Annotated in this window: 22 protein-coding genes; 13 read left to right on the forward strand and 9 right to left on the reverse strand. The window is 65.7% G+C overall.

Going from position 1 to position 21,206, the window contains the following annotated elements; translation table 11 throughout:
- The first annotated feature begins 2 nt into the window (after window positions 1-2).
- The 5 genes from GRX03_RS00780 (at window position 3) to GRX03_RS00800 (ending at window position 4,023) form a co-directional block, all read left to right on the forward strand.
- Window positions 3-431: a DUF5791 family protein gene (locus GRX03_RS00780; RefSeq protein WP_159762304.1), complete on the forward strand. Its 429-nt coding sequence runs from the start codon at window positions 3-5 to the stop codon at window positions 429-431.
- Window positions 428-1,324 carry an SDR family oxidoreductase gene (locus GRX03_RS00785; protein ID WP_159762305.1) on the forward strand — a complete coding sequence of 299 codons (897 nt, stop codon included), beginning with the start codon at window positions 428-430 and terminating at the stop codon, window positions 1,322-1,324. The genes GRX03_RS00780 and GRX03_RS00785 overlap by 4 nt, the downstream gene beginning before the upstream one ends.
- Before the next feature lie 72 nt (window positions 1,325-1,396).
- Window positions 1,397-2,554 (forward strand): DHH family phosphoesterase, encoded by a 1,158-nt coding sequence (locus GRX03_RS00790; RefSeq protein WP_159762306.1) that lies wholly within the window; start codon window positions 1,397-1,399, stop codon window positions 2,552-2,554.
- Window positions 2,555-2,591: 37 nt separating this feature from the next.
- Window positions 2,592-3,176 (forward strand): dTMP kinase, encoded by a 585-nt coding sequence (tmk, locus tag GRX03_RS00795; RefSeq protein ID WP_159762307.1) that lies wholly within the window; start codon window positions 2,592-2,594, stop codon window positions 3,174-3,176.
- Window positions 3,177-3,237: 61 nt separating this feature from the next.
- Window positions 3,238-4,023, forward strand: a complete 786-nt coding sequence (locus tag GRX03_RS00800; RefSeq protein ID WP_368277887.1) for a TSUP family transporter — start codon at window positions 3,238-3,240, stop codon at window positions 4,021-4,023.
- 3 nt (window positions 4,024-4,026) lie between these two features.
- On the opposite strand, the gene GRX03_RS17100 is transcribed toward GRX03_RS00800, so the two are convergent.
- The gene (locus GRX03_RS17100) at window positions 4,027-5,589 is read right to left on the reverse strand and encodes an arginase family protein (RefSeq protein ID WP_233739753.1); all 1,563 of its coding nucleotides are present in this window, start codon (window positions 5,587-5,589) and stop codon (window positions 4,027-4,029) included.
- Between the two features lie 88 nt (window positions 5,590-5,677).
- Entirely contained in the window at window positions 5,678-6,892 is a 1,215-nt protein-coding gene (pan1, locus tag GRX03_RS00815; RefSeq protein WP_159762308.1) for a proteasome-activating nucleotidase Pan1, read from the reverse strand.
- A gap of 174 nt (window positions 6,893-7,066) precedes the next feature.
- Between pan1 and GRX03_RS00820 the strand changes: the two genes are divergently transcribed.
- A complete protein-coding gene (locus GRX03_RS00820) occupies window positions 7,067-7,345 on the forward strand; it encodes a winged helix-turn-helix transcriptional regulator (RefSeq protein WP_159762309.1) in 279 nt (92 codons plus the stop codon).
- Here GRX03_RS00820 and GRX03_RS00825 read toward each other — a convergent pair.
- Complete coding sequence (locus GRX03_RS00825; protein WP_159762310.1) at window positions 7,339-7,791, reverse strand: hypothetical protein; 453 nt, start codon at window positions 7,789-7,791, stop codon at window positions 7,339-7,341. The genes GRX03_RS00820 and GRX03_RS00825 overlap by 7 nt on opposite strands.
- A 113-nt stretch (window positions 7,792-7,904) precedes the next feature.
- On the opposite strand from GRX03_RS00825, the gene GRX03_RS00830 reads away from it, so the two are divergent.
- Genes GRX03_RS00830 through GRX03_RS00845 form a run of 4 tightly spaced genes read left to right on the forward strand, consistent with a single transcriptional unit; the run spans window position 7,905 to window position 12,774 of the window.
- Entirely contained in the window at window positions 7,905-8,147 is a 243-nt protein-coding gene (locus tag GRX03_RS00830; protein ID WP_159762311.1) for a hypothetical protein, read from the forward strand.
- A 35-nt stretch (window positions 8,148-8,182) separates the two neighbouring features.
- The gene (locus GRX03_RS00835; protein WP_159762312.1) at window positions 8,183-9,307 is read left to right on the forward strand and encodes a pyridoxal phosphate-dependent aminotransferase; all 1,125 of its coding nucleotides are present in this window, start codon (window positions 8,183-8,185) and stop codon (window positions 9,305-9,307) included.
- Window positions 9,308-9,361: 54 nt separating this feature from the next.
- Window positions 9,362-10,330 (forward strand): immunoglobulin-like domain-containing protein, encoded by a 969-nt coding sequence (locus tag GRX03_RS00840; protein WP_159762313.1) that lies wholly within the window; start codon window positions 9,362-9,364, stop codon window positions 10,328-10,330.
- A gap of 47 nt (window positions 10,331-10,377) precedes the next feature.
- Window positions 10,378-12,774 carry an ATP-dependent DNA helicase gene (locus GRX03_RS00845; protein ID WP_159762314.1) on the forward strand — a complete coding sequence of 799 codons (2,397 nt, stop codon included), beginning with the start codon at window positions 10,378-10,380 and terminating at the stop codon, window positions 12,772-12,774.
- 1 nt (window position 12,775) lies between these two features.
- Here GRX03_RS00845 and GRX03_RS00850 read toward each other — a convergent pair whose 3' ends face one another.
- Window positions 12,776-15,001, reverse strand: coding sequence for a twin-arginine translocase subunit TatC (locus GRX03_RS00850; protein ID WP_159762315.1), 2,226 nt, complete (start codon window positions 14,999-15,001; stop codon window positions 12,776-12,778).
- 100 nt (window positions 15,002-15,101) lie between these two features.
- On the opposite strand from GRX03_RS00850, the gene tatC reads away from it, so the two are divergent.
- Entirely contained in the window at window positions 15,102-15,959 is an 858-nt protein-coding gene (gene tatC / locus GRX03_RS00855; protein WP_159762316.1) for a twin-arginine translocase subunit TatC, read from the forward strand.
- A 47-nt stretch (window positions 15,960-16,006) separates the two neighbouring features.
- On the opposite strand, the gene GRX03_RS00860 is transcribed toward tatC, so the two are convergent.
- The gene (locus tag GRX03_RS00860; RefSeq protein ID WP_159762317.1) at window positions 16,007-16,288 is read right to left on the reverse strand and encodes a DUF357 domain-containing protein; all 282 of its coding nucleotides are present in this window, start codon (window positions 16,286-16,288) and stop codon (window positions 16,007-16,009) included.
- Between the two features lie 44 nt (window positions 16,289-16,332).
- Between GRX03_RS00860 and GRX03_RS00865 the strand changes: the two genes are divergently transcribed.
- Window positions 16,333-17,448, forward strand: coding sequence for an NAD(P)/FAD-dependent oxidoreductase (locus tag GRX03_RS00865; protein WP_394351726.1), 1,116 nt, complete (start codon window positions 16,333-16,335; stop codon window positions 17,446-17,448).
- A 4-nt stretch (window positions 17,449-17,452) separates the two neighbouring features.
- Here GRX03_RS00865 and GRX03_RS00870 read toward each other — a convergent pair whose 3' ends face one another.
- From GRX03_RS00870 to GRX03_RS00885, 4 genes are read right to left on the reverse strand one after another with little or no spacing between them, the layout of a single operon-like run.
- The gene (locus tag GRX03_RS00870) at window positions 17,453-18,460 is read right to left on the reverse strand and encodes an amino acid ABC transporter permease (protein WP_159762319.1); all 1,008 of its coding nucleotides are present in this window, start codon (window positions 18,458-18,460) and stop codon (window positions 17,453-17,455) included.
- Window positions 18,460-19,191, reverse strand: coding sequence for an amino acid ABC transporter ATP-binding protein (locus GRX03_RS00875; protein WP_159762320.1), 732 nt, complete (start codon window positions 19,189-19,191; stop codon window positions 18,460-18,462). The genes GRX03_RS00870 and GRX03_RS00875 overlap by 1 nt, the downstream gene beginning before the upstream one ends.
- Entirely contained in the window at window positions 19,188-19,904 is a 717-nt protein-coding gene (locus tag GRX03_RS00880) for an amino acid ABC transporter permease (protein ID WP_159762321.1), read from the reverse strand. The genes GRX03_RS00875 and GRX03_RS00880 overlap by 4 nt, the downstream gene beginning before the upstream one ends.
- 6 nt (window positions 19,905-19,910) lie before the next feature.
- Window positions 19,911-20,696 carry a transporter substrate-binding domain-containing protein gene (locus tag GRX03_RS00885; RefSeq protein ID WP_159762322.1) on the reverse strand — a complete coding sequence of 262 codons (786 nt, stop codon included), beginning with the start codon at window positions 20,694-20,696 and terminating at the stop codon, window positions 19,911-19,913.
- Window positions 20,697-20,918: 222 nt separating this feature from the next.
- Between GRX03_RS00885 and GRX03_RS00890 the strand changes: the two genes are divergently transcribed.
- On the forward strand, window positions 20,919-21,203 hold the full coding sequence (locus GRX03_RS00890; RefSeq protein ID WP_159762323.1) for a DUF7545 family protein: 285 nt from the start codon (window positions 20,919-20,921) through the stop codon (window positions 21,201-21,203).
- Window positions 21,204-21,206 lie beyond the last annotated feature (3 nt).

Raw genomic sequence — 21,206 nt, forward strand, 5'->3', positions numbered from 1 at the left:
GTATGCTCAGAGGACGTTTCGAGGCGGCCGGCGACCTATCGCCGGGGGAGTTGCGATCGGAGTACGAGGCGGCGCTCGTCGAGACCATCGAGAGCGTCGGTGCGGCGGCGGTCGCCGACCGGACCGGACTCGACGAGGCGACGATCCGAGCGCTGGTCGACGGGGAGAGCCCGGAACTCACCCTGGAGGAGGCCGCGGCGATTCTCGGCACAGACGACCAGTACCCCGACGCCGACGCCATCGAGGCCGAAGCGCGGGACATCCTGCTGATGGGGATGTCGATTGCCGTGCTGGATGTCGAGGCGATTGCCGCCGGGATCAACGACCGACTCGAACCCAAGGAGATCCAGCAGAAAGTCGAGGGCCGGTATCCGATCACCCTCGAAGAGTACGCCATCATCCACAGCTACATCGAGCGTGAGAAACGATGACGGTGCTCGTCCTCGGTTGCGGCTACGTGGGGCTCGAACTCGGCCGTCAACTCACCGACGCGGGCGAACGCGTCGTCGGCGTCCGCCGCTCGCACTCCGGCATCGAAGCCATCGAGGAGGCGGGCTTTCGAGCCATCCAGGCTGATATCACTGACCCCGACGCGCTCTCGACGCTACCCGAGGCCGACACCGTCGTCTACGCGGCGAGTTCGGGCGGTCGCGGCGCCGACGCCGCCCGCGAAATCTACGTCGAGGGCCAGCAGGCGGCCATCGCGGAGTTCGCCGACCGCGATGAACCACCGGAACGGTACCTCTACACCTCCAGCACGGGCGTCTACGGCGACCACGACGGCGAGTGGGTCGACGAGGAGACGCCCCTGGAGCCGACGACGGAGAAGACGGAGGTGCTGGTCGAGGCCGAGCGCGTCGCGCTCGAAGCGACCGCAGAGGCGGGCATCGACGGCACGGTTGCTCGCCTCGCCGGCATCTACGGCCCGGACCGGTACCGCCTCCAGCGGTACATCGAGGGACCGGTGACCGAGGGCTACCTGAACATGGTCCACCGCGACGACATCGCGGGCGCGATCAGTTTCCTCCTCGAGGAGGACCTGGCCCGGGACGAGGTCGTGTTGATCGTCGACGACGAACCAGTCCAGAAGTGGGAGTTCGCGGACTGGCTCGCCGAGGAGTGCGGCGTCGACGCCCCGCCGAAGCGGACCACGGAGGAACGTCTCGACGACGCGGATCTCTCCGAGACCGCACGACGGCGTATCGAGACGAGCAAACGCTGCAGCAACGACAAGCTCAGAGACCTCGGCTACGAGTTCACGTACCCGACCTACCGCGAGGGCTACCGCGACCGGATCGAGCAGTTCCGCGCGTCGAACGCCTGACCCGTCCGCGTGCCGTCTGGTAGCAAACATACAAACAATAATACTTAGTAGCCAGACAATCCCAGTGACCGTATGCTGGTTGCTGGTGTCGTCGGCGTCACCCTCTCATCAGCAGTCACGGTCCGTCCGCTCGTGTTGGCTGCTCTCGCCGGCGCCGTCCTCCTCCCCGTCGGGTATCTAATCTACAGACGCTTTTTCGCACCCCCCGGCAAGCGCTTCGCTCGCGCCGTCGGTTCGGCCGAGGAGGTGGCCGTGCTGATGCACCCGAACCCGGATCCCGACGCCATGTCCTCCGCGCTGGGCGCACGCGCCGTCGCCGACAGCGTCGACACCGAGACGACGCTTTACTATCCCGGACAGATCCGCCACCACGAGAACCGCGCCTTCCAGACGGTACTCGACGTGACCTTCCAGCGGATCGACAGCGCCGACGACATCGACGAACAGGAGGTCGTCCTCGTCGATCACAACGAAGCCCGCGGCTTCGAGGGGGCCGAAGCGATCAACCCTTTGGCGGTCGTCGATCACCACCCCGGCGGCGGCACGGCGGAGGAGTTCACCGACGCACGCACCGACTACGGGGCCTGCGCGACGATTTTCGCCGAGTACCTCCGACAGATCGGCAAGGAACCGATCCCTCCCGACGACGCCGACGGCACCGACCGGGACGGTACGATCCCTCCCCGGGTGGCGACGGCGCTGGTCCACGGCATCCAGTCGGACACGAAACACCTGACCAACGGCTGTTCGGCCGCGGAGTTCGACGCCGCCAGTTTCCTCTATCACGGTATCGATCAGGACAAACTCGACCGGATCGCGAACCCCGAAATCGACGCGGAATCGCTCGAAGTGAAAGCGCGGGCGATCACCGACCGACAGGTCGAGGGCGCCTTCGCGGTCAGCGACGTGGGGACGGTCTCGAACGCCGACGCGATTCCCCAGGCGGCAGACGAACTCCGCCGTCTCGAAGGGATCAACGCCGTCGTCGTCCTCGGGGACAACGACGGTGCGATCCAACTCTCCGGGCGCTCGACGGACGACCGCGTTCACATGGGCAAGGTGCTGGAGACCGCCGTCGAATCGGTCCCGATGGCAGAGGCCGGGGGACACGCCCGGATGGGCGGCGGTCAGGTCCCGCTCGATCACATGGAGGGGCTCGCTCCCGGCGAGGGGCTGACCCGCGAGGAGCTGAAAGCGCGGCTGTTCGACGCGATGAACGGCGCGCTCTGAACGTGCGATTTACGGGCCGCCGCCGCGACGGACCCGTATGCTCATCACGCTCGAGGGACTCGACGGCAGCGGCAAAACGAGTTGCGTGGAGACGCTTCGGGAGGCGGTCCCGGAGGCGACGTTCACCCGCGAACCCACGGATTCGTGGTACGGCGAGGCAGTCCAGCGCTCGATCGACGACGACGACGCGGACCCGCTCGCGGAGCTGTTTCTGTACGTCGCGGACCACGCCGCCCACCTGAGCCGCACGATCGAGCCGGCGCTGGCGGCAGACCAGACTGTCATCTCAGACCGCTACTCCGATTCGCGCTTTGCCTACCAGGGCGCGACGCTCTCGGACCGCTTCGAGGACAGTCTCGCCTACGTCCAGCGGCTCCACGAGCCGTGGACACGCCCGCCCGACGCGACGATCTATCTCGACGTCGACCCGGCGACGGCGACCGAGCGCAGCGGCGCGACCAACAAGTTCGAGACCGAACAGTATCTCGAAACTGTCCGCGAGAACTACGAGCGGCTGATCGAGGCCGAACCCGAGCGGTTCGTCCGGGTCGACGCGACCCAGTCGCGACAGGCCGTTCAGCAGGAGGTTCTGGAAGCCGTCGAGACGCTTCGCAACGAGTGAGTGTGCACACCGAACGCGGAACCAGCACACGCTTAACCCCGAACGCGGCGGAAGCTCACCCGTGTCGATCCCACTGACGCCGACGGTCGTGACGCTGGTCGTGGTCGTCTTCCTGCTCGCGGGCGCGATCAACGGTCTCGCGGGCTTCGGATTCGCTCTCGTCGGGACGATGGCCCTCGCCGTCTCGATCGATCCGGCCGTCGCGGTCGTCTTTGTCGTCGTCCCGATACTCGCTGTAAACCTCTCGCTGGTCGGGGAGCTGTCTGGCTCTGACCTCCGAACCTGCGGGCGGCGTTTCGCCCCGCTGCTGGCGGCGGCGCTGGTCGGCACCGTCCTCGGGATGGCCGTCATCGACCGCCTCCCCGCCGCCCCGCTTCGGGTCGGACTGGGTCTCGTGACGCTGGCGTTCGTTCTCAGCCTGCAGTCGGCCGTGCCGATTCCGGGGCTCGACCGGGCGAAAGAGGGGTGTTTCGCCGAGACCACCCCAGCGATGCTCGGTATCGGTGTCGTCTCGGGGCTACTCTTCGGTGGGACGAACGTCGGCGTCCAACTCGTCGCCTATCTGCGTAGCTGTGACCTCTCTCACGGCCTGTTCGTCGGCGTCGTGGCGATGGTGTTCGTCGGACTCAACGCCGTTCGAGTGGCCGCCGCGGGCGTGCTCGGTCTCTACCCCGACCCCGCGACGGTCGGGCTCTCCGTCGCCGCGGCGGTTCCGGCAGTCGTCGGTGTCGCGGTCGGGAGACGACTCCGAGACGTCATCAGCGAACGGGCGCGAAACGGGGGTGTCATGGCGCTGTTGACCGTGATCGGCCTCCGACTCGTCGCCGGCGGGTTGGGGCTGTTCTGAGCCCTATTCGCCTATCGTCCCGACGGCGTGTGCGACCGCTCGGGCAGCGGCCTCGACGGTCCGGCCGTCACGGTCCAGCGGCGGCGCCGCCTCGACGAGTTCGACGCCGGCGATGCGGTCGTCGCTGGTCAGCAGTCGCACGACGCGGAACAGTTCCCGCGTGCTGAGCCCCCCGGGTGCGGGATCGGACACGCCGGGTGCGGCCGCCGCATCGAGCACCGAGAGGTCGATGCTGACGTACAGGTGATCGACCTCTTCCATCGCTCCGAGCGCGCGGTCCGTGGCCTCGACCGGATCGTCCGCCACCTCCTCGGCCGTGACGACCGTCCCGTCGTTGTCACGCAGTACGTCCGCCTCCGCGGTCGAACTCTCGAAGTGTCGCGCACCGAGTACCGCGAGTGCATCCAGTCCGTCGGCAAGCAACTGTCGGTACGCACTCCGGTTCGTCGGCTCGCCGTCGCCTGGCTGGCAGTCCAGCCGCGCATCGAGGCTGACAACGCCGACGCTTCCACTCTCGCCCGCCCCCGTCTCCTCGGCGGGGCTGGCCGCGCCCCCTTCGATCACCTCCGTCTCCGTCTCGCTGTCCGGCATCGAGAACGCCGTATCGTCGACTGCCGACCCTCCCTCGGGTTCCTGTTCGTCGTCTCGTTCGTCGACTTCCGTCGTGTCGTCTGTAATGTCCCCCTCGTCATCTGTCGCGATGTTCTCCTCGTCATCCGTCGCGATGTCCTCTCCGTCGTCACCCTCTTGGTCGCCTTCGTCGGCTTCATCGCCGTTGTCGTCTGAGTCCTCTTCGTCGTCACCCTCCCGTTCCTCCTCGTCGCCGCCATCGGCGGGCGCAGCGTCGTCAGTCCCCTCGTCGTCTGCCTCGTCGACCGTCCCGGCGGCGTCGCTGTCGTCTGGCTCGGTTTCCTCGTTGCTCACCTCGGGTTCTCCTCGCTCTCCCGTCCCAGTCTCGTCGTCTTCGTCGCCGTCGGCGGTCGTATCGGCGTCCTCACCCTCTGTACTGTCGTCGCTCTCTCCATCATTCTCCGCCTCTGATTCCTCGGCGTCGCTGTCCTCGTCCGTGGTCGTCGGATCGAAATGCTCGACGTCCCCGACGGACTCCTCGTCCTCGCCGAATCCCCCGTCGGTCACGTAGCCGCCGTCCGTCGCGGCCGTCGCTTCGAGTAAGCCGGCGACGTTGGCGTAGGTCAGCGAGCCGTCCCCGCCGAGTACCACCGGCACCGTCTCGGCGTCGTGCAGTTCGTCCATCGTCTCTCGAACCCGTTCGCGGGCCGTCGAAACGGACGCACCGGGAGGGACCTCGACCGTTCCGACGTCGCCCACCGACTCCACCGGGCCGGCGTCGAGGTGATGGGTCTCGACGGCAGCCAGCGCCTCGCGGATCGCCGCCGGACCCTCCCGAGCGCCCGGTCGTCCGACGGAGCCGCCGTCGTAGGGCTCTCCGACGAGCACGGCGCTGTACTCACCACTGTCTTCGACCGTCGTCGACTCGATGATCTCCCCGAACTGCCCGCTCGCGGTTGTCGGCTCCTCCTCGCCCCAGGCTGATGTGCGAACCATTTACTCGGGTACTGCAACCGCCAGCGGCTTGTCTGCATCGGTCCGGAGCCGCCGCTGTGCGGCGCGGATAAAACGAGAAACCGCCGAGTTAGGCGAAGGTCCGGGAGACGTCTTCGGCTTCCTCTTCCTCGGCTTCGATCTTGTCGTACGCTTCCTGGAAGTCCGTCATTCGGACCTCCGTGCGGTCGTCACGGATGGCGAACATCCCCGCCTCCGTACAGATCGCCTTCACGTCGGCACCGGAGGCGTCGACGGCCATCTCGGCGAGTTCGGCGTAGTCGACGTCGTCGGCGATGTTCATCGAGCGGGTGTGGATCTTGAAGATCTGCTCGCGACCCGCGGCGTCTGGCTTGGGCACCTCGATGAGGCGGTCGAACCGGCCGGGGCGGAGAATCGCGCGGTCGAGCATGTCGAAGCGGTTGGTCGCCGCGATGATACGGATGTCACCGCGGTCCTCGAAGCCGTCCATCTCCGAGAGCAGTTGCATCATCGTTCGCTGGACCTCGGCGTCGCCGGAGGTCTTCGAGTCCGTCCGTTTGGCGGCGATGGCGTCGATCTCGTCGATGAAGATGACCGCGGGCTGGTGCTGGCGGGCGAGTTCGAAGAGGTCACGAACCAGTTTCGCGCCCTCTCCGATGAACTTGTGCACCAGCTCCGAGCCGGCCATCTTGATGAAGGTGGCGTCGGTCTGGTTGGCGACGGCCTTGGCGAGCATCGTCTTTCCGGTGCCCGGCGGACCGTGCAGCAGCACGCCCGACGGCGGGTCGATACCCACGTCGTCGAACATGCCAGGGTTTTTCAGCGGCATCTCGACGGTCTCGCGGACTTCGTCGATCTGGGCGCTGATACCGCCGATATCCTGGTAGGTCACGTCCGGGCTCTCGTCGACCTGCATCACCCGAGCGCGCACGTCGGTCTCGTCGTCCAGCGATTTGACCACCGACAGCGAGTTGTTGACGGCCACCCGCGAGTCCGGCTCCAGATCCTCGCGCATCTCCTCGGTGACCTCGGTCAGCGCTTCCTGGTTGTTGCCGTGCTGTTTGATGATTACGCCGTCGTCGGTCAGCTCCTGAACCGTCGCGACGAACAGCGGCGACTGTTTGAGCTTCTTGTTCTCGTGGGTCAGCCGCTCCAGTTTCTGCTGGTACTTGTTGTTCTCCGCGTTGGCGTCGAGCAGTTTGTCCCGCATCTCCTCGTTCTGGGACTCCAGCACTTCGAGACGCTCCTGTAGCGATTCGATCTTCTCCTGTTTGGACGCGTCTTCGTCGTACGGCAGATCGACGTCGTCCACCATGTCGGTCATTACCATTAATAAGGGCTCTCGGCAATAAGAGGCTTCGGGTCGGCCCCAAATTCTGAAATCACACTGGGCTGGCTGACAGTCGCTGTCACGGGTGCCGGTTTCCCGGTCTGCTATTCCCGTTGGTAATATATCGGAGTAAAAAGTATTATTTCCCTGCATCCCGAACCCGGAGATATGAGCACGTCAGAGTCAGCAGGATCCGCGGAGGTATCGGCCACCGGCTGGGACGCAGTGTCGGAGCTGCCCCCCAGTGCGAAACTGGTGGCGAAAGTTCTCGAATACCAGGGGCCGCTCACCCAGAGCCAGCTCGCCGAGGAGACGCTGTTGCCCGCCCGAACGGTCCGGTACGCCCTGAGCCGACTCGAAGAGATCGATGTCGTCGACTCGCGGTTCTCGTTCAACGACGCCCGCAAGCGGGTCTACACGCTCGCGGTCGACCCGGACGATCAGTAATCGGCTTCGTCTTCGTCGCGTTCCGCGGCCGCCGTCCCGGCGTTCGTGAGGATTTCGGCACCCTCCTCCGAGAGCCTCGGTACCACGTTTTTGTCCGTGACCCTGTTGATCTCGTTGATGTTCCCCGAGAGCACCTTCAGCGCGTCCTGTGGGTTCGGATAGACCATCATGTACCCGTTCTCGCCCATCGTGACGAGCTGGGTGTCCGAGACCATGATCTGTTCGTTCTGGATGGTCGCGGCGACTGCGGGAATCGCCTCGGGGCGCCCGTCGTCGTCCTCGTCCTCCGTGACCCACCGGATGTGGATGTCGTCGAGTTCGGTGTGCTGGACGTTCTCCTCGATGATCTCGGCACAGGCGACCAGATCACGCGTGATCTTCGTCTTGTGTTCGTTCTCGTGTTCGCCCTCGTAACAGTGTCGACAGACCCGGAGTTCGATCCGCATTTACCGAGGATAGGCCGCTCGGACTCAAAAGGCCACGGCTTCCCGATGACAGCCGCGTTTCTCGGCGTGAACCGCTCCGCCAGAGCTATCAACGCGGCGGAATCAGCGGTGGTATGGTCGGGATCCAGATCTCCGGCGGGCTCGCAGTCGCCCTCGGGGTGATCGGTGGCGACTGGATCTACCTCGACGGCCGAAAGCGCGGGCTGGATACCGCGGATATGTGGGCCGTCGGCTTCTTCGTCGGGATGTTCATTCCGCCGATCATCGGCGCCGTTGTCGTCGCAATGCTGTACCTTCAACGGCGAAACCGCCGCGGCGGTAACGCCCGCCCGGTCCGCCGGGTCGAGCGGAAGTGAAAACGGCAAAGTTCGACGAACACCGACCCGTCGGTATGGATTACGAGACGCCGCAGTTCTTCCGCGTGATGCAGTACGCCCAGCGGGCCGACCGCGACGTCGTCGACATGGTCAGCGGCAACCCCGACTGGGAACCGCCCCAGGCGCTCCGCGAGGGCCTGCGGACCTACGCCGACGGCGAGCCAGCGGAGTTTCAGTACCCCGACAGCGTCGGCCTCCGGGAACTCCGTGAAGAGATTGCTACCCGCCGCGGCGTCGACATCGAACAGGTGATCGTGACCAACGGTGCGGGCGAGGCGAACCACCTCGCGATGGCCGAGAGTCTCGAACAGATGTCCGGCGACGAAGTGCTGCTCGTCGATCCGGTGTATCCGTACTACGCCGGCCGCGCGGAGATGCTCCACGCCGACATCCGGTTCGTCCCCGCCACCGACCGCGGCGGTCTCGACCCGGCGGACGTGTACGAACAGATCAGCGAGGACACCGCCGCCGTCGTGATCAACTCCCCGAACAATCCGCTGGGCGTGACCTACGACGCCGAGACGGTTCACGAACTCGTCGCTGCCGCCGAGGAGCACGACGCGATGCTGGTGAGCGACGAAGTCTACGACCACTTCGACTACTCGGGGCGGTTCGAGTCCGCGCTTTCGGTCGACTCCCCCAACCGGATCGTCACCAACTCCTTCTCGAAATCGATGGCGATTACCGGCTTTCGCGTCGGCTATGCCATCTTTCCCCACCCCGACGGTCCGAACGGCGGCCTGATGGACGGAGCACGCTCGCGGCACATGCTGACGAACGTGACGAGTTCCCGGCCCGCACAGGCCGCGGTCCTCCACGCCCTGCGCAACACCGACCCGAGTTACTACGAGGCGAACCGCGACCTGCTCCGCGAGCGCATCGACGCCTTCACCGATGCGCTCGACGCCGCCGGCGCCGAGTACACCGAACCCGAGGGGGCCTTCTACGTGATGGCCCGGTTCCCCGGGTTCGAGGGGACGATGGACAACGTCGAGCGCCTGATCGACGAGGCCGGCATCGCCGGTATGCCCGGTGAGGCGTTCAGTGACACGCGACGGGAGTGGATGCGATTCGCCCTCGTCACGCCGCGGGTCGGGGAAGCGGCGGATCGGCTGGCGGCGTTTTTCGACGCTCGATAAATCGCTGTTTGAGCCGACAGAAGCCGTTTATCCGTCTTCGACGGACCGGTTCATATGGCCCGAACCCGTCGAGACCTGCTCGCGGCCCTCGCGGGAGGTGGGGTCGTCCTCGCAGGCTGTGTCGGCGATGGATCTAGCACCGACTCCGGAGACGAGACCGATACGACCAGTCCTGACTCCGCTGCCGGTGCGCCGGCCTCCCTCCCCGAAGATAGCTATCCCGGGGACTGTCCGGCGTACGAGACGGCCCGCGTGATCTGTTACGATCCCGTCGCCGGCAGCGACGATACGCCCGCCGTCGAGAACGTTCCCGCAGTGCTCGAACCCTCGACGCGGTCGCTCTCCGGAGGCGAGTCTATCGAGTTCGTGCTGTCGAACCAGAGTGACGTGCCGTTGTCGACGAACTTCTACAACTGGCGGCTGGACAAGCGAGTCGACGGCGAGTGGTACCACGTCGCGCCTCTTGCGGTCAACCAGCCGTTGATGTCGATCCCGCCGGGTGAGCGCCACACGTGGTCCGTGACAATCGACAACAGCGCGGTCGAAGGCGGGGAGACGCTTCCTCGCGCATCCGGAACGGACGATCTGACGCTCGCGGGGATCGGCGGCGGGCGGTACGCATTTCGCGCTCGCGGCTGGTTCGGAGACGACCACGAGACCGACATCGCCTTCGCCGCGACCTTCGCGTACGAAGCCGACCCGGTCGAACTCACCACGACCCCGCGGATCGACCGCACCGAGTTCGACGGCGACACTCTCGTCGCCGAGGCCGGTGACGCGAACCGGACGTACCTCCTCGAATCCGCCCCGTCCGGCGGCGAACGACGTATCACCGAGCAACTTCTGCGCAGTCCGCCACACCGGGACGCCGTCGCGCTCGCACGCCGGCACGACGCCGACCGCGTTCGACTCGACGGCTACGACACGCCCGCCCCCCTGAGGGACGGCCTCGGCCGCTTCCGATACGACGGCGACCACTACGAACTGACAACGCAGGGCGACGACTGTGGCTGCCGGCAGTGAGTCGGGATCCGTAGGTTCAAACCCGAGGACGCCCCAGTCACGCCCGAATGACTGACGCCGCGTGGGGGGAGTATTTCGCCTTCGACCGCCCCTACGACAACCAGGCCGACGCTATCGAGACCGCGATCGAGGTCGGTGAGTCCCGCGGCTATCTCGCCATGGAGGGGCCCTGCGGGACCGGCAAGACGATGGCCTCGCTGACCGCGGCGACGACGCTCATCGAGGACGGCACCTTCGAGCGGGCGCTCGTCGTCACGCCGGTCAAACAGCAACGGCTCCAGTTCATCGAGGATCTCCGGGCGCTCAACGACGGCCTCGACGAGCCGATGGATTCGATTGCTCTCGTTGGCAAGCAAGATCTCTGTCCGTACGGCCGAGAGGGGGTCTTTCCGGAGGATGTCGGCGTCCACGAGCGCTGTGAGGACCTTCGAGAGAACACCGCCCGTCTCGTCGAAAGCGACGGCGACGCCGACGACCTCCCGGCGGCCGATGCCGCCGTTGGCGTCCAGACGGAGGATATCTGGTGGGACCCACAGCGGGCGAGCGATCTGGTGAAAGCCGCCAGACCGGGCGGTGCCGGCCAGCAACGGATCGGCCAGGACACCCTCCAGACGGCCGGCGCGACGAGCCCGTACGTCCGGAGCCAGCCGAGCGCGCCGGACTCGACCACCGACGGCGACGACGAACCGCTGTACTGCCCGTTCGAGGCCGACTGGTACGCCCGAAACAAGGGCTCGCCGTTCGACTTCTCCGCCGGCGAGAACCACGTCCTGACCGCGGAGGAGTACCTGCCGCAGGCGACCGAACGCGGGATCTGTCCCCACCGCGCGATGGGCGTCCTCCTGGAGTCGGCGGATATCGTCGTCGGCAACTACAACCACCTCTTCGACCCGAACTCTCGGCCGCTGGTCGAGGCGATCCTCGACGAAGACACGTTCCTGATCGTCGACGAGGCGCACCGATTGGAGGAGCGGGTCCGGGATCTGCTCTCGGATCGCGTCGGTCGCTCGACGCTGACCCGCGCTCGCAACGACCTCAACACGCTGCTCACGCAGGCCCGCGAGAGCGACAGCAACGAGTCTCAACTCCGAGACGAACTGTCGAGCCACGACGTGCCGCTCGAAGCGGTCCAGCGCGCCCACGACTTCTACGACGATCTGCTGGCGTGGCTGGACGACCGCATCGCGTCGCATCTCGACGAGGAGGTCGGAACGGGGTGGCGGGCCGGCGCCCCCGACAACCTCCCGGAGCGGTCGATGGAGATACCGTTGCGTGATCCCGAGACCGTCGAGCAGGACGACCTGACGGCGTGGGCCGAGCAGCAGGGCTACACAGGCGATCTCTGGCGTGCGTTGCCGACGATCGGGCTGGCCGTCGAGGAGGCAATCGACGCGGCGGGGCTGACCCGGACCCCGGTCTGTACGGCCGTGGGCGCGGTGTTCGCCCGGTGGTGGGAGACCGACCACGCCAGCTACCTCCGCGAGATCGAACTCGAACACGCCCCGAAAGACCCCCGCTCCGTCGGTGAGCCCTGGCAAGCCGCCTACACCGCCGGACTCGTCCTCTTCGAGTGCATGCCCGGCGAGACCCTGCAGGAGATCTTCGACGGCCTCGGCGGCGGGATGCTCATGAGCGCGACGCTCGAACCGCTCGACGTGTTCACGGAGGTCTCGGGGCTGGAGGCGCTGCGGGAGTCGAACCGACCGGTCGTCGAACGGACCTACGATCTCCCCTTTCCCGAGCGCAACCGCGCGAGCTTCCTGGTGGATACCACACCGTTCACGGCACACAACCGCGGTGACCCCGACGAGAACAGCGATCCGGAGACGTGGAACCGAACCCGCGACGAGTACGCCCACGTCTTGCGGACGCTCGCGCGCTCTCCGGGCAACGTCCTGATCGCGATGCCGAACTACCGCGAGGCGGCGTGGGCGGGTTCGTATCTGGATCGCGTCGTCGACAAGCCGGTTCTCGTCGACGAGAGCTCCTCGAACGAGGACACCGAAGCGCTGAAACAGGCGTTTTTCGCCGGCGGCGGGAAGGTGCTCGTCACGAGCACGCGCGGGACGCTTACCGAAGGCGTCGATTACGACGGCGAGAAGCTGAGTACGTGCGCTGTCGTCGGCGTGCCGCTGGTCAACATCGGCTCGCCGCGGGTGCGTGCGATCCAGCGAGCCTACGGCGACGCCTTCGGCGAGGACAACGCCTTCGAGTACGCGCTGACTGTGCCCGCGGTGCGTCGGGCGCGCCAGACCCTGGGCCGGGTGATCCGCGGCGTCGACGAGGTGGGCGTGCGGGCGCTGGTCGGTCGGCGGTACGTTCCGGATGCCCGCCACTCCGTGTTCCCGTATCTCTCACCCGGCGAGCAGTCGGAGTTCGTCCGGCTCACCCCGGAGTTTCTGGGTCAAAAGATCGACGCCTTCTGGGCCGACCGCGGCGAGTAGCTCAGTCCGCGGCTTCGCTCTCGCCGCGGCGGGTCGCAGAGATCCGCCGGTCGACGCCGTCGTAGATCCACAGCAGGCCGAGGCCGAAGCCGTACGCCAGACTCGCCGGGATCGCGACGATGAACATCGTGAAGATACCCGACGGCGAGAGGAAGCCGGCGGCGGCGAAGAAGGCCAGCACGACCCCGCGCCAGCTCTCGCGCATCCGCCGGTAGGGGACGATGTTCCCGTGGTGGAACAGGATCATCGTCACCGGGATCATCGTCAGGAAGCCGATCCCGACGGTGAGATAGATGACCAGCCAGCCGAAACTGTTGATCCGGTAGGCGATGATCATGTTCGAGGAGATCACGTCCAACGCGAGGATCGAGATGACCGTCGGGGCGATGTAGACGAACCCGAGTGCGCTCCCCCCGATCAGCGCGGCGAACAGCGTTCCGCCCCAGACCAGGAGGATGTTCCGGTCGCCCTCGGTCCCGAACCGGTCTTCGATGGCCGGCCACGCGAAGTACAGCACGACCGGGAGGATCGAGACGGCGGCCAGCAGCGTCGAGAACTTGATCATGAAGATCAGCGCCTCGACGGGGTGGAGCACGACGATTTCGACCTCCTGGAAGAGTTCGTCCGGGATGTTCCGGAAGAACACTCCCTGCACCCGTTCGATGCCCCCGTAAAACAGGAACATGAACGTCCCCGCGAGGACGGTCATGAAGACCGCGACGATCCAGATCGCCTTCGAGGTCAGCGAGTCGAGGATGAACGCGAGGTCGTAGTAGTACCCGCCGATGTCGTCCTCGTCGGTGTCCTCGCCGGTGAACGCGTCGAGCATCCCGGTCGTCGTCGAGGTGACGACGTCGTCGGGTTCGTCGTCCAAGTCGAGTTCCTGCGCGGCCTCGAACCGATCCATGATGACCCGAGCCTTCTCGGCGTCGTCGTCGTCGGCGGCCGCCTGTGCGTACTCGAGTACCTGCTCCTGATCCAGCCGCGCGAACTCCTCGAGGGGAATCTGCCGGAGCGCACCGGCGCTCGCAGCGCCGATGTTGACCGTCGCGGGATCGCCGGGGTCGGGCGTGGACTCTTCTTCCTCCTCGTCCGCTTCGCCTAGCTCGCCCGCGAGCGCCGCCTGGCGCTCCTCCTCGGTGGTGAGCCGTTCGAGTTCGACGATCCGGTAATAAAACAGCGCGATCCCGACGGCGATCAGACCGACGAACACGCCGACTCCCACCGCGGTCGCGACCGGCGGCCCGCCGAGGACGCCGAGATCACCGGCAGTCGGGAACCGGTAGGCGGACCCGACCGTTTCGAGCAGGCTGTTGGTCGCCGACAGCCCCCCCTCGAGGAGATAGGCGTACATCGCCGCGAACGCGACCAGGAAGACCCCGGCGAGGACGTTGACTCGCTTGCGGGCGATTGCCGTCGTCGAGACCTGCTCGCCGGCCTGTTTCGAGAGGACGGCGACCTTGGTGATTCCGAGGCTGATGAAATACAGCGAGACCAGCGGCACGCCCCACATGATCTGTGTGAACGGATCCGGCGGGGAGAACACGGCACCGAAGACGAAGATGGCGACGACGGCGTAGCGCCACTTATCGCGGAAGGTCTCGTAGCCGACGATGTTCAGCCGGGCCAGCGAACTCATCAGAAGCGGTAGCTGAGCGGCGATCCCGAACGACAGCGCGAGGAAGAAGATGAACTCCGTCCACTTCGCGATCGACCACGTCGGGGTAAATCCCGACTGGACGGCGTTGGCCGCGAGAAAGTTGAACATGATCGGGAAAAACAGGAGATACGCGTAGGCGACACCGCCGAGAAACAGCAGGATGACGGCCACGATGAATCCCCAGATCTTCCAGCGGGGGATGTACGAGTCCGGCCAGTAACCCCGGCGTTTGAGCGAGTCACGACTGTAGTAGAGCAAGACGGGAACCGTGCCGACGATACCGACCGCGACCCCGATTTTGACCTGTAGGAGGATCACCTCGAAGGGGTTGGTGGTGACGATCTCCGTCGCCTCTCGGACCTCCGGGGTCATCCGGTTGTAGACGAGATCGCGGCGGAGCCGATCCCAGATGAACAGCCGCAGCGCGTAGAACGAACCGAGCCAGAAGATCAGAAACACGACGAACGCGCGCTTGAGGTTCTGCTGTGCGGCCGACAGCATCGCACCGATAGTCTGGCGGCCGCTCGCGAGCGTCTTGGCAGTATCTTCATCAAGCGCGCCAGACATCTGTTCGCCACTTACTGACTTGTCGTTATCAATCTATTCCTCTCGCCCGCGTCCCGTTCGAGAAGAAGGCTTACAAGAACAGCAACACAACCAGCGAGCAATGGCGGAGGGCAACTCCGAGCGCGACAGCCGCCCGGTCAGCGACGGCGGCGTCTCCCCGGAATCCGATACCTTCAGCGGCGCGCCCGACGACGAGGAGATGCCCCTGACCGAACACATCAGAGAGATGATCCAGCGCCTGCTGGTCGTCCTGTTCGTGATGGGGGCTGTCAGCGCGGTCATGTTCATCATCCCGAACCCCTCCCGTCCGTTCGCCGACCAGGCCGTCGAGTTCCTCTGGTACTCCTTTCTCGACGTCGGGGGCAACGATCCCTCCGCGTGTGTGAACTCCCCGCAGGAGGCGGTCGCCTGTCCGCGCGTTTACCACCCGCTCGGGCTGATTCTCACCCGACTGAAGGTGGCCTCTCTCGCCGGATTCATCGTCGCACTGCCGGTGTTCGTCTACGAGACCTACCTGTTCATGCGGCCGGGACTGTACCCGAAAGAGCGGCGGTACTACCTCGCCTCGGTGCCGACGAGTCTGGTGCTCGCGCTGGTCGGCGTCGCCTTCGCGTACTTCCTGGTCCTCCCGATCATCTTCTCGTATTTCCTCTATTACTCCCAGGACGTGGCGACGATTGCCTTCGGCCTGCAGGAGACCTTCGACATGATCCTGCTGATGATGGGGCTGTTCGCCGCGGTCTTCCAGATTCCGCTTTTCATCATGCTGGCGATCATGATGGGGCTGGTGACTCGCCGCTGGCTCGAACAGCGCCGTCTGCTGTTCTGGGCCTCTTTCGGCGGCGTTGCCTTCCTCTTCAGCCCCGACCCAACCGGGATGGCACCCGTGTTGGTCGCGGTGACGATGATCGGCCTCTTCGAGTCGACGCTGCTTCTGCTCAGGTGGACCGGTCGGTAGCGACAGCGTTCCGCCGCGTGGTGGCCCGTGCGTCCTCAGATGTGAGACTACACCGTGAACAGATGGCCTTCCGTCGGCACGTCCAGCAGGCCGATCCGAGCGCCGCAGTCAAGCCAGGCGTGGCCGTAGGAAAAGGCCGCCAGCGCGTTGACCGCGTCGTCGTGCTCCCGGAAGTGCCGGCCGTCTTCGAGATAGGAGCGGGCCATCTCCTCGCAGTCGGCGGCCGCCTCGGCGAGCGGCGTCTCCGCCGGCGCGGCGATCTCGGCGGCGTCGACGGCCTCCGCGAGCAACTGCTCGTACTTGTCGGTCTTGTCGTCGAGATGGGTCATGGTGGTCGTTCGGTCCCAGCGGTGTAGAGCCTTCGGCATACGGTCTGGCGAGGCGGGATCACGACAGCGCAACGTACAAACGGCCGGTTACCGTAACTCTTGATATGACAACAGAGCCAGTCGAGCACCGGCGACTGATCATCGCCGGGACGGGAATCGCAGGGCTGTCGGCCGCAATCTACGCCGGGCGGGCCAACAACGACCCCCTCGTCTTCGAGGGCGACGAACCCGGCGGACAGCTGACGCTGACGACCGACGTCGCCAACTATCCGGGCTTTCCCGAGGGGATCGGCGGCACCGAACTCGTCCAGCAGATGAAAGAGCAGGCCACGCAGTTCGGGGCCGATATCACCCACGGCGTCGTCGAAGACGCCCAGAAACGCGAGGACGGCACGATTCGCGTCGAGCTGTCGAACGGTGACGTCTACACCGCCGACGCCTTCCTCGCCGCCTCCGGTGCCAGCGCCCGGACGCTCGGCGTCCCCGGCGAGGACGAACTCATGGGCTACGGCATCTCGACGTGTGCCACCTGTGACGGCGCCTTCTTCCGCGGCGAGGATATGCTCGTCGTCGGCGGCGGCGACGCCGCGATGGAGGAGGCCAGCTTTCTGACGAAGTTCGCCGACACCGTCTATCTCGCCCACCGCCGGGAGAACTTCCGAGCGGAGCAGTACTGGGTCGACCGCGTCCAGGAACACGCCGACGACGGCGAGATCGAGATCATGCGCAACACCGAACTGCTGGAGGTCCACGGCTCCCAGGAGGACGGCGTCGACCACGTCACTCTCGCCCGTAACGAGGACGGCTATCCGAAGGACAACCTCGACGACGAGGACACCGAGCAGTTCGACCTCGACGTGGGCGCGGTGTTCATCGCCATCGGCCACACGCCGAACACCGAGTATCTCGAAGACACCGGCGTCGAACTCGACGAGACGGGCTACGTCGAGACCCAAGGCGGCGACGGCGGCGGCCAGACCAAGACCGATGTCGAGGGCATCTTCGCCGCCGGCGACGTGGTCGATCACCACTACCAGCAGGCGATCACCGCCGGCGGGATGGGGACCAAAGCCGCGCTGGACATCGACGACTATCTCGAAGATCTCCCCGAGGCAGAGACGGCGACGGCGGGCACGCAGGCGGCCGAAGGCGACGACTGACGGCTCAGTTCTGATCCGCTGGCTGTCCGACGCCAGGCAGCGCAACCGTCCGTTCGAGCAGCCCCATCGCCAGCGCAATCGTCAACACGAGCAGCAGATAGAACACGCCGACGATGATGTAGATCTCCTGATACCGGAAGGTATCGGAGGCGATGTTCCGGGCCTGACGGAACAGCTCCGGCACGGTGATGAACGCGGCCAGCGAGGAGTATTTGACCAGGTAGATGAACTCGTTGGTCCAACCGGGAATCGCGTACCGGAGCCCCTGCGGGAGGATGACGTGTCGGATCGCCTGGCCCTTGCTCAGTCCGACTGCCCGTGCGGCCGCGAGTTGCCCCTCGTCGACAGATTCCAGTGCCGTCCTGATGTACTCCGACTGGTAGGCCGAGGAGTTGATCGTGAAGGCGACGACGGCGACCATCACGGCCGCCCGAGGGATCCCGTTTCGGCCGACGAACCCGGCGGCGTCGAAATAGCCCGCCAGCGGCAGCGCGAAGTACCAGAAAAACAGCTGTGCGAGCAGCGGCGTCCCCCGGATTAGCTCCGTGTAGACCAGCGCGGCCGTGCTGGCGATTCGCCCTCCGTAGACCCGCGCGACCGACAGCGGGACGGCGATGACGAGGCCGAACAGCATCCCGAGCACCGTCATGTAGACCGTAATGAACGCACCGGCGGCGAGTTCCGGGCCGGCGGTCGTCGCGAAGGCCGCGAGTTCGAAGACGCCGGCGATCCGGTCGAAGACGAATCCCGGCGGTACGCTCCCGATACTGTCGGCCGCCGACTGGAACGGCTCGGCGGGGAGCCACGGCTCACGTCGGCGGACGCCGTACTCCGAGCGGATCAGATCCGGGAGGCCGAGCGCGGTACAGATCCGGTCGAGCAGCGTGTTGTGATACGCCCACCGGGCCAACAGCCACAGCCAGAACAGCCCGCCGACCAGCGCGACGACGAGCCGTCCGCTGCCGGAGACGCGACCGACCGCCGTCCCGCGTGTCTCGACAGTGTCCGCCATCAGTAGATATCCGCGAGTTCGCCGAGGAACTGTTCTGTTCGGTCCTCGCGCGGGTCCTCGAAGAGCTGTTCGGGAGGGCCGCGCTCGACGATTCGACCGTCGTCTAGGAACATGAGCCGGGTCGCGACCGACCGGGCGAAATCCATCTCGTGGGTCACGACGAGCATCGTCATCCCCTCCTCGGCGAGGTCGCGCATCACCGTCAGTACCTCCCCGATCAGCTCGGGATCGAGCGCCGAGGTCGGCTCGTCGAAGAGGATGAGTTCGGGCTCCATCGCCAGCGCGCGAGCGATCCCGACCCGCTGTTTCTGACCGCCGGAGAGCTCTGCGGGATACGACTCCGCCTGATCCTCGAGGCCGACCTGTCTGAGATACTCCATCGCCTTCGCCTGTGCCTCCGCTGCGGGCATACCGAGCACCTCGCGCAGGCCCAGTGTGATGTTCTTCTGGGCGGTCAGATGCGCGAAGAGGTTCGAGCCCTGGAAGACCATCCCGACGCGCCGGCGGAGTTCGTTCTCGTCGAGGTCGTGGATCTCGTCGTCGTTGAGGTAGATCTCGCCGCTATCGATCTCGGTGAGCCGGTTCATACACCGCAACAGCGTCGACTTACCGGAGCCACTCGGGCCGACGATCACCTCGACGTCCTGCTGGTCGAGCCCGAAACTCACGTCTTCGAGTACCTCTTCCTCGTCGTAGGACTTGTATATCGAATCGACATCTAACAGTGTCATCCTGATCCCTCCGGAACGGCGTATCGCTGTTCGAGACGGTCGAGCGCGCGGTTCGTCGCGAACGTGAGCACGAAGTAGATCACCGAAATCGTCACGATCACCTCGACGACCGCCGTGTCGTGTCCGGGCTGGAGATAGAGCTGTTCCGCCCGGGTGAGCAACTCCGCCAGCCCGATGGCGAAAGCGATGCTCGTGTCCTTCAGCACGATGGTGAACTCGTTTTGAAAGCCGGGCACCGAGCGGCGGATCGCCTGCGGGAAGATCACGTGTCGGATCGCCTGGAACTTCGAGAGCCCGACCGACCGCGCGGCCTCCATCTGCCCCTCGTCGATTGACTGGATGGCCCCGCGGAACACCTGTGCCTGGTAGGCCGCCGACCGCAGGCCGAGGGCAATCGTCGCGACGATGAAGGCGTCGACCTTCGCGTCGATGATGATGAACGTCCCGAGTTGCGGGATCGGCAACGCGAAAAAGAACAGGACGATCAACACGACGATCGGCGTCCCGCGGAGGATCACGCCTGCAGCGCTGACGGGCTTGCGGAGCCACCCGGGGGCGTACACCTCGATCGCTCCGGCCGGGAAGCCGGCCACGAACCCGACGACGAGACTGGTGATCGTCAACAGGATCGTCACGGCGGTACCGAGGGCGAACTGTTCCCAGTTCGCGAGGATGAACGCCCAGTCGTTGCTCTGCAAGACGATCGCTTCCATCGCTGCTTAGCCGAAGTACTCGCTGACGAGTTCGTCGTAGGTGCCGCTCTCTTGGACCGCACTCAGCCCCTCGTTGATGTCTTCGATCCGGTCGTCGTCCTGGCGCATCCCGAAGCCGAAGTTCTCGTTGGTCTGGATGGTGAAGGCGATCTCGACGTCCCGGGACGCCGCGAAGTTCTCCGCGACGGGGACATCCGCCACAACCGCGTCGACGTCGCCGCTTTCCAGCGCGTCGACCGCGAGCGGGTAGTTCTCGAACTGCCGGAAATTCTCCCCGCTGAGCGTCCCCTCTTCGATCATCCGTTCGACCTCTCCTTCCCCGGTCGTCCCGGACTGCGCGCCGACGCGGTTGCCCGAGAGGTCGTCCTCCGACTCGGGCTGGAAACTGCCGCCCTCGCGGACGAGCACCGACTGGTTGGATTCGAAGTAGGGGTCCGAGAAGGCAATCTGCTGGGATCGCTCGTCGGTGATCGTCATCCCCGCCGCGATGATATCGATATCGCCCTCCGTCAGCGACGGAATGAGCGTCTCGAAGTCGAGTTCACTCCACTCGGCGAGTTCGTAGCCGGCCTCCTCCGCGACCGCCGCGAGTAGATCGATATCGAAGCCGGTCAGTTCGCCGCCTTCCTTGAACTCGAACGGCGCGAACCCGGGTGCGGTGCCGGGAACCAGCGTCTCTGCATCCGACCCGCTGCTGCCCTCCTGCGTACAGCCGGCGAGCAGCGCGGTCGCCCCTGCTGCCCCAATCGTCGTGAGGTATGCTCGTCTGTCCATATCGTACTGGCGTGCCATACCGGGTGGTCGTCTGTGCCGCTGTTCAATGTTACGACCCCGGATCGAACGAACCCACAGAAAATTCCCGACTCACTGTCGAACTGTTCTCCCCTGACTAACAGATCGACCGATACTCCAGCTCCGCATCGCGGGGCTGGCTGTCGATCGTCGCCGCCCGACGGACCCGGAATCCGGGAATCGACCCGGAGATGTTTATGTCCGCCACCCCCTATCCGAGATATGGCAACTGAAACAGTTACGGTCACTATCGAAACGGAAGACGCACAGGACGAACTCGAAGTACCGGTCGACGCGATCGATCTCCTCAACGAGAGCGACGAGGGCGTTCCGACGGTGCTCGGTGACCTGGCGCTTCTGGGCGTCGCACAACAGGTCCACGGCATCATCCACCACACCCAGGAGGAGGTCGGCGAGGACGTCGAAGCCGCCGAGGAGAAGACGATGGAACTGTTCGAGGAGCGGTTCGGCCAGTCCTTCGCCGACATGGTCGGCCACGACCACTGAGCG

The sequence above is a fragment of the Halovenus carboxidivorans genome (assembly GCF_009831575.1).
Classification (GTDB): domain Archaea; phylum Halobacteriota; class Halobacteria; order Halobacteriales; family Haloarculaceae; genus Halovenus; species Halovenus carboxidivorans.

Bases quoted from the DNA above. Each gene is read 5' to 3' on its own strand.
- GRX03_RS00780 (WP_159762304.1), top strand. From the start codon at position 3: ATGCTCAGAGGACGTTTCGAGGCGGCCGGCGACCTATCGCCGGGGGAG.
- GRX03_RS00785 (WP_159762305.1), top strand. From the start codon at position 428: ATGACGGTGCTCGTCCTCGGTTGCGGCTACGTGGGGCTCGAACTCGGC.
- GRX03_RS00790 (WP_159762306.1), top strand. From the start codon at position 1,397: ATGCTGGTTGCTGGTGTCGTCGGCGTCACCCTCTCATCAGCAGTCACG.
- tmk (WP_159762307.1), top strand. From the start codon at position 2,592: ATGCTCATCACGCTCGAGGGACTCGACGGCAGCGGCAAAACGAGTTGC.
- GRX03_RS17100 (WP_233739753.1), bottom strand. From the start codon at position 5,589: ATGGTTCGCACATCAGCCTGGGGCGAGGAGGAGCCGACAACCGCGAGC.
- pan1 (WP_159762308.1), bottom strand. From the start codon at position 6,892: ATGACCGACATGGTGGACGACGTCGATCTGCCGTACGACGAAGACGCG.
- GRX03_RS00820 (WP_159762309.1), top strand. From the start codon at position 7,067: ATGAGCACGTCAGAGTCAGCAGGATCCGCGGAGGTATCGGCCACCGGC.
- GRX03_RS00825 (WP_159762310.1), bottom strand. From the start codon at position 7,791: ATGCGGATCGAACTCCGGGTCTGTCGACACTGTTACGAGGGCGAACAC.
- GRX03_RS00830 (WP_159762311.1), top strand. From the start codon at position 7,905: ATGGTCGGGATCCAGATCTCCGGCGGGCTCGCAGTCGCCCTCGGGGTG.
- GRX03_RS00835 (WP_159762312.1), top strand. From the start codon at position 8,183: ATGGATTACGAGACGCCGCAGTTCTTCCGCGTGATGCAGTACGCCCAG.
- GRX03_RS00840 (WP_159762313.1), top strand. From the start codon at position 9,362: ATGGCCCGAACCCGTCGAGACCTGCTCGCGGCCCTCGCGGGAGGTGGG.
- GRX03_RS00845 (WP_159762314.1), top strand. From the start codon at position 10,378: ATGACTGACGCCGCGTGGGGGGAGTATTTCGCCTTCGACCGCCCCTAC.
- GRX03_RS00850 (WP_159762315.1), bottom strand. From the start codon at position 15,001: ATGTCTGGCGCGCTTGATGAAGATACTGCCAAGACGCTCGCGAGCGGC.
- tatC (WP_159762316.1), top strand. From the start codon at position 15,102: ATGGCGGAGGGCAACTCCGAGCGCGACAGCCGCCCGGTCAGCGACGGC.
- GRX03_RS00860 (WP_159762317.1), bottom strand. From the start codon at position 16,288: ATGACCCATCTCGACGACAAGACCGACAAGTACGAGCAGTTGCTCGCG.
- GRX03_RS00870 (WP_159762319.1), bottom strand. From the start codon at position 18,460: ATGGCGGACACTGTCGAGACACGCGGGACGGCGGTCGGTCGCGTCTCC.
- GRX03_RS00875 (WP_159762320.1), bottom strand. From the start codon at position 19,191: ATGACACTGTTAGATGTCGATTCGATATACAAGTCCTACGACGAGGAA.
- GRX03_RS00880 (WP_159762321.1), bottom strand. From the start codon at position 19,904: ATGGAAGCGATCGTCTTGCAGAGCAACGACTGGGCGTTCATCCTCGCG.
- GRX03_RS00885 (WP_159762322.1), bottom strand. From the start codon at position 20,696: ATGGCACGCCAGTACGATATGGACAGACGAGCATACCTCACGACGATT.
- GRX03_RS00890 (WP_159762323.1), top strand. From the start codon at position 20,919: ATGGCAACTGAAACAGTTACGGTCACTATCGAAACGGAAGACGCACAG.